The organism is uncultured Lacinutrix sp., assembly GCF_947500325.1.
Classification (GTDB): domain Bacteria; phylum Bacteroidota; class Bacteroidia; order Flavobacteriales; family Flavobacteriaceae; genus Lacinutrix.
In genome coordinates this window covers 1-16,076 of sequence record NZ_CANMRQ010000035.1, presented here as the reverse complement: position 1 = coordinate 16,076, position 16,076 = coordinate 1, and the positions used below count along the sequence as shown (strand labels likewise).

At 33.6% G+C, this 16,076-nt stretch carries 12 protein-coding genes and 2 pseudogenes; 9 read left to right on the top strand and 5 right to left on the bottom strand.

The window, feature by feature from the left end:
• Nucleotides 1-51: 51 nt before the first annotated feature.
• Together Q0997_RS19735 and Q0997_RS19730 are read right to left on the bottom strand one after the other, a co-directional pair.
• Nucleotides 52-483 (bottom strand): hypothetical protein, encoded by a 432-nt coding sequence (locus tag Q0997_RS19735; protein ID WP_299892308.1) that lies wholly within the window; start codon nucleotides 481-483, stop codon nucleotides 52-54.
• Nucleotides 473-1,054 carry an RNA polymerase sigma factor gene (locus Q0997_RS19730; RefSeq protein ID WP_299892314.1) on the bottom strand — a complete coding sequence of 194 codons (582 nt, stop codon included), beginning with the start codon at nucleotides 1,052-1,054 and terminating at the stop codon, nucleotides 473-475. Before Q0997_RS19730 ends, Q0997_RS19735 begins: the two co-directional genes overlap by 11 nt.
• A 142-nt stretch (nucleotides 1,055-1,196) precedes the next feature.
• Between Q0997_RS19730 and Q0997_RS19725 the strand changes: the two genes are divergently transcribed.
• From Q0997_RS19725 to Q0997_RS19685, 9 genes and pseudogenes are all read left to right on the top strand, one after another.
• Nucleotides 1,197-1,538 (top strand): DUF6249 domain-containing protein, encoded by a 342-nt coding sequence (locus Q0997_RS19725; RefSeq protein WP_299892311.1) that lies wholly within the window; start codon nucleotides 1,197-1,199, stop codon nucleotides 1,536-1,538.
• Nucleotides 1,539-1,698: 160 nt separating this feature from the next.
• A complete protein-coding gene (locus Q0997_RS19720) occupies nucleotides 1,699-2,685 on the top strand; it encodes a hypothetical protein (RefSeq protein WP_299892306.1) in 987 nt (328 codons plus the stop codon).
• Nucleotides 2,682-3,377 (top strand): DNA alkylation repair protein, encoded by a 696-nt coding sequence (locus Q0997_RS19715; RefSeq protein WP_299892303.1) that lies wholly within the window; start codon nucleotides 2,682-2,684, stop codon nucleotides 3,375-3,377. The genes Q0997_RS19720 and Q0997_RS19715 overlap by 4 nt, the downstream gene beginning before the upstream one ends.
• Nucleotides 3,378-3,464: 87 nt before the next feature.
• The gene (locus Q0997_RS19710) at nucleotides 3,465-5,684 is read left to right on the top strand and encodes a RelA/SpoT family protein (RefSeq protein ID WP_299892300.1); all 2,220 of its coding nucleotides are present in this window, start codon (nucleotides 3,465-3,467) and stop codon (nucleotides 5,682-5,684) included.
• 2 nt (nucleotides 5,685-5,686) lie between these two features.
• Entirely contained in the window at nucleotides 5,687-6,517 is an 831-nt protein-coding gene (locus Q0997_RS19705) for a hypothetical protein (protein ID WP_299892297.1), read from the top strand.
• A 95-nt stretch (nucleotides 6,518-6,612) separates the two neighbouring features.
• On the top strand, nucleotides 6,613-7,071 hold the full coding sequence (locus tag Q0997_RS19700) for a Fur family transcriptional regulator (protein WP_299892295.1): 459 nt from the start codon (nucleotides 6,613-6,615) through the stop codon (nucleotides 7,069-7,071).
• A 14-nt stretch (nucleotides 7,072-7,085) separates the two neighbouring features.
• The gene (locus Q0997_RS19695) at nucleotides 7,086-8,357 is read left to right on the top strand and encodes an adenylosuccinate synthase (RefSeq protein ID WP_299892292.1); all 1,272 of its coding nucleotides are present in this window, start codon (nucleotides 7,086-7,088) and stop codon (nucleotides 8,355-8,357) included.
• 124 nt (nucleotides 8,358-8,481) lie between these two features.
• Nucleotides 8,482-10,512, top strand: a complete 2,031-nt coding sequence (locus Q0997_RS19690; RefSeq protein WP_299892289.1) for a tail fiber domain-containing protein — start codon at nucleotides 8,482-8,484, stop codon at nucleotides 10,510-10,512.
• Nucleotides 10,513-10,659: 147 nt separating this feature from the next.
• A pseudogene (locus tag Q0997_RS19685) lies at nucleotides 10,660-10,812 on the top strand (adenylosuccinate synthetase); the annotation flags it as partial.
• A gap of 89 nt (nucleotides 10,813-10,901) precedes the next feature.
• Here the strand turns inward: Q0997_RS19685 and Q0997_RS19680 are convergent.
• From Q0997_RS19680 to Q0997_RS19670, 3 genes and pseudogenes are all read right to left on the bottom strand, one after another.
• On the bottom strand, nucleotides 10,902-11,675 hold the full coding sequence (locus tag Q0997_RS19680) for a T9SS type A sorting domain-containing protein (protein ID WP_299892286.1): 774 nt from the start codon (nucleotides 11,673-11,675) through the stop codon (nucleotides 10,902-10,904).
• A gap of 17 nt (nucleotides 11,676-11,692) precedes the next feature.
• Nucleotides 11,693-12,721, bottom strand: coding sequence for a hemagglutinin protein (locus tag Q0997_RS19675; RefSeq protein ID WP_299892284.1), 1,029 nt, complete (start codon nucleotides 12,719-12,721; stop codon nucleotides 11,693-11,695).
• A gap of 77 nt (nucleotides 12,722-12,798) precedes the next feature.
• Nucleotides 12,799-16,076: pseudogene (locus tag Q0997_RS19670) on the bottom strand (hypothetical protein); the annotation flags it as partial.

Sequence of the window (16,076 nt, the reverse complement as noted above, 5' to 3'; positions counted from 1 at the left end):
AATCCTGTGAAGCTAGCTTCACAGGATAGTAATTAATTATTTTATAATCTGTCAACCTATTTTAGGACGACTCATTTCTAATCGTTTATCAAAGTAATTTTTAAGTAAGGGGATTTGAATAAATAACATACCTCCAAAAAATAGTATTGAATATAATACGGTTTTAGAAACTGACAGGTTAGACAAAGCATTTGTATATTTATTATTAGACAATGCATTAAAATTTATTGTAGAAAACCAACTCGTGTTTTCTTCTGTATTTATAGAAAATACAAATCCTGAAAAAGCTACAATAAAAACTAAAGCAGCTATCCAAAATTGTTTAGGAATTAGTGGTTTATATGTAGTTATTTCACTTTGAGGTGAAACTTCAAGTTGAGACATAATTCTAGCTGTAAAATCTAATGAAGGAGATTCTAATGAAGATTCTTTAAGAATCTTATTAGATAATTGTTCTAGTTGTTTTTCTACATTATCGTTCATAACTTTCAATTATTTCTGGTTCTAATTGTGCCCTTAAAATAGTAGCTAATTTTTTTCGACTTCTAAAAAGTTTAACCTTTACGTTATTAGGTTTCAAGTTAACAACTTTAGCTATTTCTTCTAATGATTGCTCTTCAAAATAATACAATGTTAGAATAAAAGCATCATCACTTGGCAATTTTTGAATACAATTCTGAATCGCTATCTGTCGCTCTTTGGTTTCCATTTTACTTAAGGCATTATCCAAAGTTTTTACTTCATGTTCGGTAAACTCATTAATAGTAACAGTATTATGTTCTCGTTTTTGTTTCTTCAAGTTATCTAAACATGTATTATAAGCTACTTTATAAATCCATGTAGAAAATTTTGAATCGCCTTTAAACTTACTCAAGTTTTTATATACCTTAATAAAAGTATCTTGTGAGACTTCTTCAGCTTCTTCCTTATTCTTGGTCATACGTATTGCTAAAGTATATATCAAATCTTTATAACGATCCACCAAAACCGAAAACGCTTGTGTATCGCCTTCTAACACTTTAGTTATATATATTTGGTCTTGGTTAGTGATCATTTGGTTTTTAGACGACCATTTTAGGTTTTCGGTTACAACCTGATAGAAAAAATATTTTGAAAAAGTTGTAACCATAATTTAAAAACTGTCGTCTTAAGCAAAGAACACATTAAAAATAATCAATTAAAAAACAACAATCATGATGGGATCAGAAGTAATCATTTTACCTATAATAATAGGATCAATTTTTGGAGTATTTTACTTATATTTTTCAACTAGAAACAAAGAGCGACTAGCCCTAATAGAAAAAGGTGCAGATGCTAGTATTTTTGTAAAAGGAAAAGAACATACAGCTCCAATATGGAAAGTATTAATATTAAATATCTCTTTATTATTAATGGGTATTGGCTTAGGCGTTTTTATTGCTTTAATATTGGAGACATATACATCTCTAGGAGAAGCAATATATCCAGCTTGTATTTTCTTAATGGCAGGATTAGGTTTATTTGCTGGTTTTTCATTAACAAGAAAATTAGACCAATAAAATTAAAAGTCTTTTATTAAATTAAAGCCTCATAAATAATTTATGAGGCTTTTCTGTTTTCATTATTTAAATAGCTAATTTAGTATCTACAAACTAGGTTCTCATTTTATGTCTTGGAATAATTATTGAGTAAATAAAGTTAGAATAACTAAATTGCATAATGTTAAAAAAGCAAATCCTTATAATTTTGTTACTGTTTGCTGCACTTTTAAGTGTTGCGCAAAACAAAACCTTAATATCCAAAACACAAGAACCTGTATCCTATGCAACCATTTCGTTTGGTAATGGTAATGGTCTTTTTGCAGATGATATGGGTAAATTTTATTTTACAAAAAAATTATACAAAGATATTGATACGCTCTATATTTCGGCCGTTGGTTATAACGATTTAAAATTACCAACCATAGACTTATCATCTACTATTGTTATGGAATCTAAAGTAGACAAACTTCAAGAAGTAATAATAAAAAACAAACCTAAAGGTCCTTTTAAAATAAAAAAGATAAAGCCAACAACTCACGAAGATTATTATAAATGTTGGCTACCAACTGTAGAAAGTGAAATCGCTGTATTTTTCGAAAACAATTCACAAGAAACAAAACGCTTAACTAAGTTAAAAATCCCAATTAAAGTAGAAGCTAAAGCTTGGCGTAAACGAAATAAAGCCAATAGTAAAAAAAGAGCGTTTTCAACATTATTTAAAGTTAATTTTTATGAGAATAATAATGGGTTACCTGGTGATGTTTTAACTTATGATAAAGTTATATTTGTGGCAACAGAAAAGAATGAAAAAATATATGAGCTAGATGTTAAGCCTTTCGATATTTATGTTCCTAAATCTGGTATATTTATTTCATTACAAGTTTTAGGCTATACAGATGCAAAAGGCAAATTATTACCTAGTAAAAAATATCAAGAAATTAAAACAAAACGAGGTACAGTTAAAGTATCTACTACATTTAGACCTCTATTACCATTTACAGATAAAATTGAGGAAAAGAGAACATTTGTAAAACGTATCTTTTTAAATGACGGTAAATGGGTCCTATACGATAGGCAGAATATTAATAAATCTAAATTATTACTTGAAGGCTTAAATAATTACGGTATTGGTTTAGAAATGGAAGTTTATAAAAAAGAAGAATGACATTAGATACTGTTTTATCCAAACTTCATGAACTAGCAGAACCAGAAAAAGTACTATTTAAACAACAAAAATTTGGAGTCATTGCTAATAATGCTCTTGGAATTTATCATAAACACTTAAAAATATTAGCTAAAGAAATAGGTGTTGATAATAATCTAGCCATTCAATTATTTGATACAAACATATATGAAGCTCGTCTATTATGTAGTAAAATATATAATCCAAAAACACTTACTAATGCGCTACTTGAAAAATGGGTAGTTACTTTCGAAAATTGGGAAATTGTTGACTCCTTTTGCATGGCTTTAGTTGCAAAGAGTAAATTTGCATTACCAAAAATTCATGAATGGACAAAAAGAGAATTAGAATTCGAAAAACGTTCAGGTTTTACTACAATGGCTGCCTATTGCATGGCAGACAAAATAGCAAACAATACTATTTTCGAAAGTTTTTTCCCCATTATTGAAAACAATGCATATGATGATAGAATATATGTAAAAAAAGCAGTTAATTGGGCATTAAGAAGTATTGGTAAACGTAACAAAGATTTAAATGTATTAGCGATTAATTCGGCTAGACGAATTTTAAAACAAAGTACCAAATCTGCAAAATGGATTGCTAATGATGCATTAAAAGAACTACAAAACGCTCCAAGAATATCAGATTACCCAAGGCATATTTACAGACCGTAAATGTATTTTAACTAAAATACGAATGCTTCATTTTAAAAAATCGAAAAAGGTATTGCGAGTTAATAATTTTATCTTATTTTTAATTATATGACAGAAGCAGAAATCGAAAATGAAAATGCTGCTATCGCAAAAGCCTACAAAGACCTACTAAAAGTTAGTTATACTTCGTTAACTACTGAAGATAAAAAGCTCATTAGAAAAGCCTTTGAAGTTGCTGTTGATGCACATAAAGAACAACGAAGAAAAAGTGGTGAAGCCTATATATTTCACCCAATAGCTGTTGCACGTATTGTTGCTTCAGAAATTGGTTTAGATGCGACATCTATTGCAGCTGCTTTATTACATGACGTAGTAGAAGATAATGAAGAGTATTCTATTCAAGATATAGAACAACTTTTTGGAGAAACTGTCGCAAGAATTGTTGATGGTTTAACTAAAATTTCTTCAATGAGTAAAGAGAAAGACATGGATGTCTCTTTACAAGCTGAAAATTTTAGAAAAATGCTTCTCACACTCAATGATGATGTGCGTGTAATTATTATTAAAATTGCCGATAGACTTCATAATATGCAAACCATGGATTCTATGCGTCCAGATAAGCAGGTAAAAATTGCTAGTGAAACACTATATATTTACGCTCCTTTAGCACATAGAATTGGTTTATATAATATAAAAACTGAGCTCGAAGATTTAAGTTTAAAATATACTGAAACAGAAGTTTATAACGATATTTTATTCAAAATGAAAGAAAGTAAGCAAGAACAAGATGCTTACATAAAATCCTTCAATGACGTTATTAAATCTGCACTAGACAAAGAAGGTCTTAACTATGATATAAAAGGACGTCCAAAATCTATTTTTTCTATTAAACGAAAAATGGATAAACAAGGTGTTTCCTTTGATGAAGTTTACGATAAATTTGCGGTAAGAATTATATATAAATCTGATACAGAGAATGAAAAGTTTCTAGCATGGAAGATATACTCAGTAGTTACAGATCACTTTAGACCAAACCCTATTCGCTTACGTGATTGGATTTCTTCTCCAAAATCAACAGGTTACGAAGCATTACATATAACAGTAATGGGGCCAAAAGGGCGTTGGGTAGAAGTACAAATTCGTAGTGAACGCATGAATGAAATTGCAGAAAAAGGCTATGCAGCTCACTACAAATATAAAAACGCAAACGATAAAGAAGATAATCTTGACATGTGGATTAATCGTTTGCAAGAAGCTCTAGAAAATCCAGATATGAATGCTGTTGATTTTGTTGAGCAGTTTAAACTTAACTTATATTCTAAAGAGATATTTGTATTCACTCCAAAAGGAGATTTAAAATCATTACCAAAAGGAGCAACACCATTAGATTTTGCTTTTAGTATTCATACCCAAGTAGGTATGAAAACGCGTGGCGCAAAAGTTAATGGTAAATTAGTTCCATTAAGTCATGAATTAAATAGTGGAGATCAAGTAGACATTTTAACGTCAGAAAATATAAAACCTAATCCAAACTGGTTAGATTACGCTACAACATCTAGAGCACGCTCAAAAATTAAATCACTATTACGTGAAGAAAAGAAAGAAATTGCACAAGACGGCAAAGAAATACTACGTAGAAAATTAAAGCAGCTAAAAATAACGCTTAATGAGAAATCTGTTAATGAAATGGTTAATCATTTCAAACTAAAAACTAGTCTCGATTTATTTTACCGCGTTGGTATTGGTACTATTAGTAATCCAATGCTTAAAGAATATGCTGCTTCACGTAGCAATGCTTTAGTTAGTTTTATTAAAAATAAAATTAATCGAAAGAACTCTGTATCTAAAGAAGATTTAGAAAAAGATGAAATTACCAACAAATATGATATGTTGGTTTTTGGTAAAGAGGAAGAACAATTAGACTATAAATTAGCGACCTGTTGTAATCCTATTCCTGGAGATGCTGTGTTTGGTTTTTTAACTATAAATGATGGTATAAAAGTACATAAGAAAAATTGCCCTAACGCTTTAAGTTTACAATCAAATTATGCCTACAGGATTATGCAGGCCAAATGGATCGACTCATCACAGCAAGAATATTATGCCAATATAAAACTCTCTGGCATAGACAATTTAGGTTTGGTTAATGATATCACTAAGGTAATATCAGAAAACATGCACGTCAATATGTCTAGCATTAGTTTTCAAAGTAATGGTGGTATTTTCTCTGGTAAAATTAATGTAAGTGTAAAAAACAAAACATTACTTAAAAAATTGATGGATAATTTGAAAAAAATTAATGGTATTGATAAGGTTACTCGTGTTTAAGTTTGAAAGATTCTCAACTAATAAATATAGATGATTTAGAAAATACTAAAATTTCAATTTTATCTAGAATAAAACCAGCAGCTACAAAACTTATACTTGAATCAGAATCTACAGATCTATTAGAACTTATAAAATTGACTCTTTTCGATTTAATTTTAAAAAAAGTTTTAGTCCTAAAAAAAGAATTCAAAAAATTACATCCTAAAGATCATTATTCAAGAGAGTATTTAATTATTGAAACTGGTAGAAATTTCAAAAAATATAACCATGATAAATTTGAATTATTATTCGTTGGAAGAATAGAAGAAAACTCATATTTTCATTTAATAAGCTATATAAGGGAGATTCATAGAGATATTAAATCAGAGTATTCTTTTAAAAAAGAGATTATACAAGACTCAAATATTTCTAATCTTTTTAAAATTACAGGACTATCTAGTCTTTTTAAAATTATTAATTTAAATTCTAAAGGAAATAACCTTAAAAATACTATAAAACCTTTTCTTGATAATCTTAACAAGAATATTACTCATTTATTTGAAAAAGAGCCTGAAAAAATATTAGACTTGATTTTGTTTCTTAAAGGGAATATCTTTTTGTTAACTAATTTAAAATTTGATCTCTGGGATAAAATAAGTGAGCTATATAAAATTAAAATGGCATCTGATGATGATTTTTATGATAACTGGTTTTTAACAGATTTATGCTTTGATACAGATTTTTCCATTTCAGAACTATTCAATGTGGATGGTAATTTCTTTGATTCCTATAGTAATAATTATGACTTCGATGATTATTCACACTGGGATGCTAGTGATTTCGATTTCGATTAATAGCATGTTGTTAATAACTGCTTAATAACACGATATCGAAACCTTTTATTTTATAGTATTCTCCTCAAAAAAATATGTAAATTTGTGGCGTTATTATGAGCGCAAATACAGACAACAAAAATCAAGAGATTGTAAAAAACGTTTTTACAACTTTTTTAGAAGCTAATGGTCACCGTAAAACACCAGAACGCTATGCTATACTACAAGAAATCTACAATAACACAGAACATTTTGATATTGAATCTTTATATCTAAATATGAAGAACAAAAAGTATCGTGTAAGTCGCGCGACACTTTATAATACTATTGAGCTATTGTTAGAATGTGCTTTAGTTAGAAAACATCAGTTTGGTCAAAATCAAGCTCATTATGAAAAATCGTATTTCGACAAACAACATGACCATGTTATTTTAACAGATACTGGTGAAGTGATTGAGTTTTGCGATCCAAGAATACAATCCATAAAAAAAACAATAGAAGAGGTTTTCGATATTAAAATCAATAACCACTCACTCTACTTTTACGGTACAAAAAACACAACAACAGACAACTAAAAATAACATTACACATGGCAGTAGATTTACTACTAGGTTTACAATGGGGAGACGAAGGCAAAGGAAAAATTGTTGACGTTCTAACCTCTAAATACAATATTATTGCACGCTTTCAAGGTGGACCAAATGCAGGACATACATTAAAATTTGATGGTATAAAACATGTATTAAGAACAATTCCATCTGGGATTTTTCATAAAGATTCAATGAATATTATTGGAAATGGCGTAGTAGTCGATCCTGTAGTTTTCATTAAAGAATTAGAAGGTTTAGATCAATTTGATGTTGATTATAAAGCTAAGCTAATTGTCTCTAGAAAAGCGCATTTAATTCTACCAACACATCGTTTATTAGATGCCGCTAGTGAAGCTTCAAAAGGAAAAGCTAAAATTGGATCAACCTTAAAAGGTATTGGCCCAACTTATATGGATAAAACTGGCAGAAATGGTATTCGTGTTGGTGATTTAGAAATGGAAGGCTGGAAAGAAAAATATCGAGCTTTAGCAAATAAACACGAAGCAATGATTGCTTTCTATAATGTAGATGTGCAATACGATTTAGAAGAAATGGAAGTAGAATTCTTCGAATCTATAGAAAGACTTAAAGAGTTACAATTTATAGATAGTGAAGCCTATTTACACCAATCTCTTAAAGACGGTAAAACCATTTTGGCCGAAGGCGCACAAGGTTCTCTTCTAGATATCGATTTTGGTACGTATCCATTTGTTACATCATCAAACACAACAGCTGCAGGAGCATGTACTGGTTTAGGTATTGCACCTAACAAAATTAAAGATGTATTTGGTATTTTTAAAGCATATACAACGCGTGTAGGTTCTGGTCCTTTTCCAACTGAGTTATTTGATAAAGATGGTGAAGAAATGGCAAGAATTGGCCAAGAATTTGGAGCTGTAACAGGTAGAGCAAGACGTTGCGGATGGTTGGATCTAGTAGCTTTAAAATATACTTGTCGCGTTAATGGCGTTACTCAATTAATGATGATGAAAAGTGATGTGCTTTCTGGTTTTAAAACTTTAAAAGTAGCAACTGCTTATAAATACAAAGGAGAAACTATTGAACATTTACCATTTAATATCGAACCGGAAAACGTAGAACCTGTATATTCAGAATTTAAAGGTTGGAGTGAAGACTTAACTGAAATGAGTGAAGCTTCACAATTACCAAAAGAACTTAACGAATATATTGCTTTTTTAGAAAAAGAGCTGGAAATTCCTATTACCATAGTATCTGTAGGACCAGATAGAAAACAAACTATTTTTAGGTAACTCCCAAAATATTATAATTCATAAAAACCTATCAGTAATTTCTGATAGGTTTTTGTATTTTTAAAACAACAGATATCACTTTATTACTTATAGCCATAAACAACTAAACTTTAACCATAAAACAATGAAAAAACTAACACTAATTGGTATAATTACCATTGCACTAAACTGTTTTGGTCAAGCACCAGAAAGTTTCAATTACCAAGCTGTTGTAAGAGATGCTGGAAATACAATCTTGAGCAACCAATCTGTTGGTATGCAAATGACAATACGCCAAGGAAGTGCAGGAGGAACTGCAGTTTACTCTGAAACATTTGCCTCTACAACCAATGCATTCGGTTTAGTAAACCTTGAAATAGGAACAGGAACCAGCACCGATGATTTTTCAACGATAGATTGGGCTACCGGACCTTACTTTATTGAAACGGCAATCGATGTGACTGGCGGTACTTTATATTCTGTAGTAGGAGCAAACCAGTTAATTAGTGTTCCATATGCATTGTATGCAAAAAATGCCGAAATGGTTGATGATGCCGATGCCGATCCTACCAATGAAATTCAGGACATTTCTCTTTCCGGAACAGACTTGACTATTTCAGACGGTAGTACCGTCGACTTGTCAAATATTACAGACGATGGTGATTGGGTAGTTACGAGTGGAACCAATTACACCAACGCCAATGAAGGAAACATTGGAATTGGAAATATGGCACTAACCCAGAATAGATGGAAATTGACCGTAAAAGACACTGTAAACTGCATGTTGGATTCCAAAACCATTGATGTAAGTAAGTTATTTGCTGTATTTACAAGGAATTTAAATGAAAATAACACAGGTGTTGGAATTGGTTTCCAAAGTACATCAACTGTGACAGGAATGGGAGCCGCAATCGTTCACGAAAGAACAAGCAGCAATTCAAGAGGTAAATTACACTTTGCTACAAAATCTAGTGGATCTGCTGCCGATGAAGATCTTCCTATTAGAATGACTATTGACGAAGTAGGACGCCTAGGTGTTGGAGTAACTTCACCTACTGAATATTTGCATGTTTCTGGAGGAAACGGATTATTTGATAGAGGTAGTTCTACTAGCAGTGTAGGGCGTTCATTAACATTAGGAGGCGCAAGAAATGGAGATGCCACATTTGGATCTTTAGACTTTCAAAACTATGATAGTGACAGTGCCGCTGACTATGTTGGTGCTAGTCTTCGGTCAAATAACGGAGGTGATGCTACAGAAAATGGTAATCTTAGATTCCTGACGTATAATGGAACGTTAACAGAAAGAATGAGAATAGATGAAAATGGTTTAGTTGGTATTGGAGAAACTGCGCCTCAAGCAAGACTTGATGTTTCAGATATTGCTGTTGTAGGTAACTTGTCGGTAGGATCTCAAAGTACAGATCAAGGAACCTCAGGTGCAAACGGATTAGGATATACAACTACGCCGTGGTTGTACACAAACGCCATTGAAGCGCAGGGAGAAAGAGGCTCTGCTTCAACATTAATCACCTTGGGAGCCGATGGAACTTATGGAGCGGCAGATCAAATTCACATGGTAACAAGTGGAAATTCGCAAATGATGATCGCTTCTGATGGTAAAGTTGGATTCGATAAAACTACTCCCGATACCGATTTACATATTCGTCAATCGCAGACATCAATTACAAATGGTACTGGTGGAATCAAGTTTGAAGAAGCAGGTGATGCAACAGATTATTGGAGAGTCTATCACAGTGGCATTTTTTTTAGTTTTAACCTTCAAGGCAATCGTGTGGCCTATGTTAATACAACTGGAGCATGGACTGTTGATTCAGACAGGAGACTTAAATATGATATTAAACCATTACAACCTGTATTAGATAGAGTAATGCAATTAAAACCTGTAGATTATTTATACAATGAACAAAAGTCAACAGAAAATAAAGTAATAGGTTTTGTTGCTCAAGAAGTAAAACCTCTATTTCCAGAAATAGTCGTTGATTCTGAAGAAGATAAACTAGGAATAACTTATGGAGCAACGGGAGTAATTGCTATAAAAGCAATTCAAGAGCAGCAAAAAACAATTGAAGAGCAAAAGGTTAAAATTGAAGAAATGGAACTATTACTTCAACAACTTATCATAGAAGTAAACGAGTTGAAGAAAAAAAAGTAATGACCGTTTGACATAAAAAGAAGTCGCTTAAAATATTTTTAGGCGGCTTTATTTTTTCATATAATTTAAAAACAGGCCATTGTATTCAAATACAAGGATAAAACTATTAAATATTTATAATAATAGAATCTATTTACAACAATTTTTAAAGGCTGGAGTGAAGATTTAACTGAAATAAGTGAAGCTTCACAATTACCAAAAGAACTTAACGAATATATTGCTTTTTTAGAAAAAGAGTTGGGAATCCCTATTACTATTGTATCTGTAGGACCAGATAGAAAACAAACTATTTTTAGGTAATAAGTACACTTAGACATAAATAATATACCCATAAAAAAAGCCAATTGAAATTTCAATTGGCTTTTTTATTTTATATAGACTAATTTTAATTAGTCTTTAATAAGTTTTATTGTTGTACTTGCTTCTTCTGTACTTAACTTAACAAAGTAAACTCCAGATTGTAATGTACTAATATTAATAGTCTCTAAGTTATTTACTGCTGTCATTACTTTTTGTCCTGAAATACTATAAATCTCAACACTTTTTAAGTTGTTTTCTAGACCTTTAATTGTTACAACGTCTTTTGCAGGATTTGGAAATATTGAATACCCTGTTAATTCGTTTTCAACAGTACCTAATGTTGCAAAATTATATGTTGTTGTTCCTGTTTGACCTACATAGTTATCTGTCGCTGTATCTACAAGATTCCCTGATAATGTACCTATAAAGAATGAATTAAAAATGGCTGGTGCAGCCATAGCTAACGATGATGCATTATCTAATAAAGTTATAGATCCAGAGGTTGGAGAACCATCAACATCAAATGTTGTTAAAACAATTGGTGTCCCTGCTGTATGAGCAGGCAACACAACATCTTGTACTAGATTAAATGGTATAGCATCATCCGCAGTATAAGGCGCTGGTAAAGTTGTAAATACTGGTACAGAATAACCTCCTGTTACATTAGAAAGAGTAACACCATCTGGTATTATTATCGTAAAATTCTGATCATTAATGTATGGATGTGGTGCAGTAGAATTAAAATCTGGAACTGCTGCTACAGAATAGTTATAGCCACTATTCTGGACAAGTGTCAATTCGTATGTTTGTGCTTGTAGTATTAAACCAAACATTAATGCTAATAATGATAATTTTATTTTCATTGTTTTATAAATTTTATTTAATTATTTGCACCTTCAGGTAATTGCTGTGTAAATAAATATGTTGATGTTGGTGGTCCTCCAAATATAGAATTTGATGGATTATTAAAAATATTATTTCTAACATGTAACACATCACTTGACCCTCCTGAATACACAGTTAAACCATTCATATCCACATCAGTACCATTATAACCTTCAGATTGATAACTAGCTACTGGAGGTCCGCCAAACACAGAGTTATCTGGATCGTTAAAGACCTGACTTCTTATTCCTGGAACATCAGATAATGCTCCTGAATAATTTATACGTCCATCACCATTTGTATCTCCAGCCCACATAGCTACTACTCCATTTGGCACTCCAAACGTAGTTTGCGCATCAGTTCCAAAGGTAATTTGGTTATTCGCATCTGTAAAATCTACTGTTGCCAATACATCAGATAAAGACACTGTATTTAATGTCATTATACCTAAATGGTTATAATGCTTTATAGCTACATAATAAGATTTAGCAGCTACAGGAAATTCTAAATTTGATACACCATCAACTCCTACAATATCTCCATCGCGTTGTAATAAAGCTGATTGGCTATATTTTACTACAGTATTATCTGTTGCATCTCGTAATTCTACTAAAATCCAATCTACAATATTGTCTTGAGCTAAACCTGAACCAGATGTTCCTCCATCTGTAAACACAGATACATCACAAGTTAAGCCATCGCTATAAGGAGACGTTACTGGTATATAAGATTCACGTAAATCATCACGCATAAAGTTATCTGTACTGTTTAATAAAGCACCTTGCAAAAAAGCTTTTGGGTGTATTTTAATTCCTAAGATAACACTCGCTTGATGAAAACCTTGAGTTAAAGTGGTAGTGCCATCTGTAATAGTTGTTACAGCTAACTCACCTACTGTAAAATCTAACGTAACTGTTCCATTGCTTAATGTTGAACCCGAAGATCCTATAACTTGTCTTTCTATGCTTTGCCCTTGTGAGAAGCAAAAACATAAACAAATCATTAATTTTATTATTGTTTTCATATACTTTGTTTTTTTATAAAAACCTCTCTCTCGAGAGAGAGGTTTTATTTAAATTTATTATATAAAGCAATAAATAATTAATTATTTATTGGACCTGGTATTGCTCCAGGTGCAGTATAAGTACCAGCTGCTGGTTGAGTTGCTGTAGTATTTACTCCTGTCGCTCCTGCTGAAACTGAAGTTTCAAGTACATTAATTTGTCCCGCATTAGCATCTATAGCTGTACCATTCTGACCAATAGCAGTACTATTTAAATTAACTTGAGCTTGTAATGTCTGTAAAGCAGTTTCTAACTGGTTATTACGAGCTATTAATACATTAAGTAATGCAATAGTAGTATCATCTAATTTAGAATAATCTATAGCTTTTGCTGCAATAGTTAAAGCTGTATCACCAGTTACATCTCCAGTATGCGTTGCATTTGTTACTTTAGCAGTATTTAAAGCTATTGCTGTAGCATTAGTTCCTACCGCAGCAGTTACTTCTGCATCCGTTGCTAATCCAGCACCATCTAATCCATTAGCTACATCAGTTAAATTAAGATCTTCTTTAGTAATTGTTGCATCAGCAATATCTCCTGCTGGTCCACCTTCTACAGCACTGTTAGCAAGTTCTGAAGCAGTAATAGCTCCAACTCCAATATCTTCAGCTGTAATTGAATTATCTGCAATTGTTCCACCGGTACCACCAGTTACAGAACTATTTTGTAATGCTCCAGCATCAACAGAATTGTTTGCTAGTTCATTTGCACCAACTGCATCTGTTTGAATTTGAGCATCTCCAGTATTATCAACAGCCACATCTCCAGCTATTCCATCAATTGCATTAGTAACTTGAGTATCTGTAGCATAAGTTGCATCTAAGTTTGCAATAGCATTTGTATTTGTTGTAATATTTGCTGCATTAGTATTTTCAGCTGCTGTTGCTCGATTTGTTTCAACTAATACTTTAGCTGTAGCATCTGCTGCTGCTGCTGTAATTGCATCTGCTTCTGCTGTATCCGCATAAGTTTCTAATGCTGTCGTTTGCAATGCATCTGCTGCTGTTGCTGCTGTTGCTGCTGCTGTAATGGCATCCGCTTCTGCTGTATCTGCATAAGTCTGTAATGCTGTCGTTTGCAATGCATCTGCTGCTGTTGCTGCTGTTATTGCATCTGCTTCTGCTGTATCTGCATAAGTCTGTAATGCTGTTGTTTGAGCTGCATCGGCTGTTGTTGCTGCTGTAATGGCATCAGCTTCTGCTGTATCTGCATAAGTCTGTAATGCTGTTGTTTGAGCTGCATCTGCTGCTGTTGCTGCCGTTGCTGCTGCTGTAATGGCATCTGCTTCTGCTGTATCTGCATAAGTCTGTAATGCTGTTGTTTGAGCTGCATCCGCTGCTGCTGCTGCTGTAATGGCATCTGCTTCTGCTGTATCTGCATAAGCTTCTAATGCTGTTGTTTGAGCTGTATCAGCTGCTGCTGCTGCAGTTGCTGCTGCTGTAATGGCATCTGCTTCAGCTGTATCTGCATAAGTTTGTAATGCTGTTGTTTGAGCTGCATCCGCTGCTGCTGCTGCTGCTGCTGCTGCTGTAATGGCATCTGCCTCAGCTGTATCTGCATAAGCTTCTAATGCTGTAGTTTGAGCTGCATCTGCTGCTGTTGCTGCCGTTGCTGCTGCTACTATTGCATCTGCTTCTGCTGTATCTGCATAAGTTTGCAACGCTGTTGTTTGAACTGCATCCGCTGCTGTTGCTGCTGTAATGGCATCTGCTTCTGCTGTATCTGCATAAGTCTGTAATGCTGTTGTTTGAGCTGCATCTGCTGCTGTTGCTGCCGTTGCTGCTGCTGTAATGGCATCTGCTTCTGCTGTATCTGCATAAGTTTCTAATGCTGTTGTTTGAGCTGCATCGGCTGCTGCTGCGGCAGTTGCTGCTGCTGTTATTGCATCTGCCTCAGCTGTATCTGCATAAGTCTGTAATGCTGTTGTTTGAGATGCATCGGCGGCTGCGGCTGCTGTAATGGCATCTGCTTCTGCTGTATCTGCATAAGTTTGTAACGCTGTCGTTTGTAATGCATCGGCTGCTATTGCTGCAGTTGCTGCTGCTGCTATCGCATCTGCTTCTGCTGTATCTGCATAAGTTTCTAATGCTGTTGTTTGAGCTGCATCTGCTGCTGCTGCTGCTGCTGCTGCTGCTGAAATGGCATCTGCTTCTGCTGTATCTGCATAAGTTTCTAATGCTGTTGTTTGAGCTGCATCCGCTGCTGCTGCTGCTGTAATGGCATCTGCTTCTGCTGTATCTGCATAAGTTTGCAACGCTGTTGTTTGAGCTGCATCCGCTGCTGTTGCTGCTGTAATGGCATCTGCTTCTGCTGTATCTGCATAAGTCTGTAATGCTGTAGTCTGTAATGCATCTGCTGCTGTTGCCGCCGTTGCTGCTGCTGCTATTGCATCTGCTTCTGCTGTATCTGCATAAGCTTCTAATGCTGTAGTTTGAGCTGCATCCGCTGCTGCTGCTGCCGTTGCTGCTGCTGTAATTGCATCTGCTTCTGCTGTATCTGCATAAGTCTGTAATGCTGTTGTTTGAGCTGCATCTGCTGCTGTTGCTGCTGTAATGGCATCTGCTTCTGCTGTATCTGCATAAGTCTGTAATGCTGTTGTTTGAGCTGCATCTGCTGCTGTTGCTGCCGTTGCTGCGGCAGTAATGGCATCTGCTTCTGCTGTATCCGCATAAGCTTCTAATGCTGTTGTTTGTGTTGCATCTGCGGCTGTTGCAAAATTCTGAGCTGCTGTTTGTGCTGCTACAATATCTGCTTGTAAAGATGTATTAACTGCTGCTAACTCACTATCTGTAGCTAATTGATTTGTAGTAGTACTTTGCATTGCAGTAACTTCAAAGACATTTAAATCTTCGTTAAATACTTGCCCATTAGCTATAATATTTGTTGTCACAGCCCCAGTTGCCATTTTTAATGTTTGTACAGAACCATTTTGTAGTTCACCAGGTCCAACCGCATCATCTGACAACTCATCTTGCCCAACAGAATTTGTTGCTAAATCTAATGCTGTTATGCTATTGTTTTCAACCTCATTTGTTCCTACTACAGCATTTCCTAATTGTAAATCACCTGAATTACTTAAAGAAGCATCTCCAGAAACTGTAACTTCAGTTGCTGTGTTAGAACCATTACCAATATAAATACTACCATTTGCTAAAGTCGTAATTGCATCAATGTTTGTTTGTAATGTTGTATCTGCTGCATCACTATCTAATTCATTTTGATCTACATCTGCTTGTAATGCTGCTGTTGCTGCTGTTGCTGCTGCTTCATTAGCATCTACATCTGTTTGTACTGCATCAATGTTTGTTTGTAATG

Excerpts from the sequence above, each read along its gene's own strand:
- Q0997_RS19735 (WP_299892308.1), bottom strand. The coding sequence starts at position 483 with ATGAACGATAATGTAGAAAAACAACTAGAACAATTATCTAATAAGATT.
- Q0997_RS19730 (WP_299892314.1), bottom strand. The coding sequence starts at position 1,054 with ATGATCACTAACCAAGACCAAATATATATAACTAAAGTGTTAGAAGGC.
- Q0997_RS19725 (WP_299892311.1), top strand. The coding sequence starts at position 1,197 with ATGGGATCAGAAGTAATCATTTTACCTATAATAATAGGATCAATTTTT.
- Q0997_RS19720 (WP_299892306.1), top strand. The coding sequence starts at position 1,699 with ATGTTAAAAAAGCAAATCCTTATAATTTTGTTACTGTTTGCTGCACTT.
- Q0997_RS19715 (WP_299892303.1), top strand. The coding sequence starts at position 2,682 with ATGACATTAGATACTGTTTTATCCAAACTTCATGAACTAGCAGAACCA.
- Q0997_RS19710 (WP_299892300.1), top strand. The coding sequence starts at position 3,465 with ATGACAGAAGCAGAAATCGAAAATGAAAATGCTGCTATCGCAAAAGCC.
- Q0997_RS19700 (WP_299892295.1), top strand. The coding sequence starts at position 6,613 with ATGAGCGCAAATACAGACAACAAAAATCAAGAGATTGTAAAAAACGTT.
- Q0997_RS19695 (WP_299892292.1), top strand. The coding sequence starts at position 7,086 with ATGGCAGTAGATTTACTACTAGGTTTACAATGGGGAGACGAAGGCAAA.
- Q0997_RS19690 (WP_299892289.1), top strand. The coding sequence starts at position 8,482 with ATGAAAAAACTAACACTAATTGGTATAATTACCATTGCACTAAACTGT.
- Q0997_RS19680 (WP_299892286.1), bottom strand. The coding sequence starts at position 11,675 with ATGAAAATAAAATTATCATTATTAGCATTAATGTTTGGTTTAATACTA.
- Q0997_RS19675 (WP_299892284.1), bottom strand. The coding sequence starts at position 12,721 with ATGAAAACAATAATAAAATTAATGATTTGTTTATGTTTTTGCTTCTCA.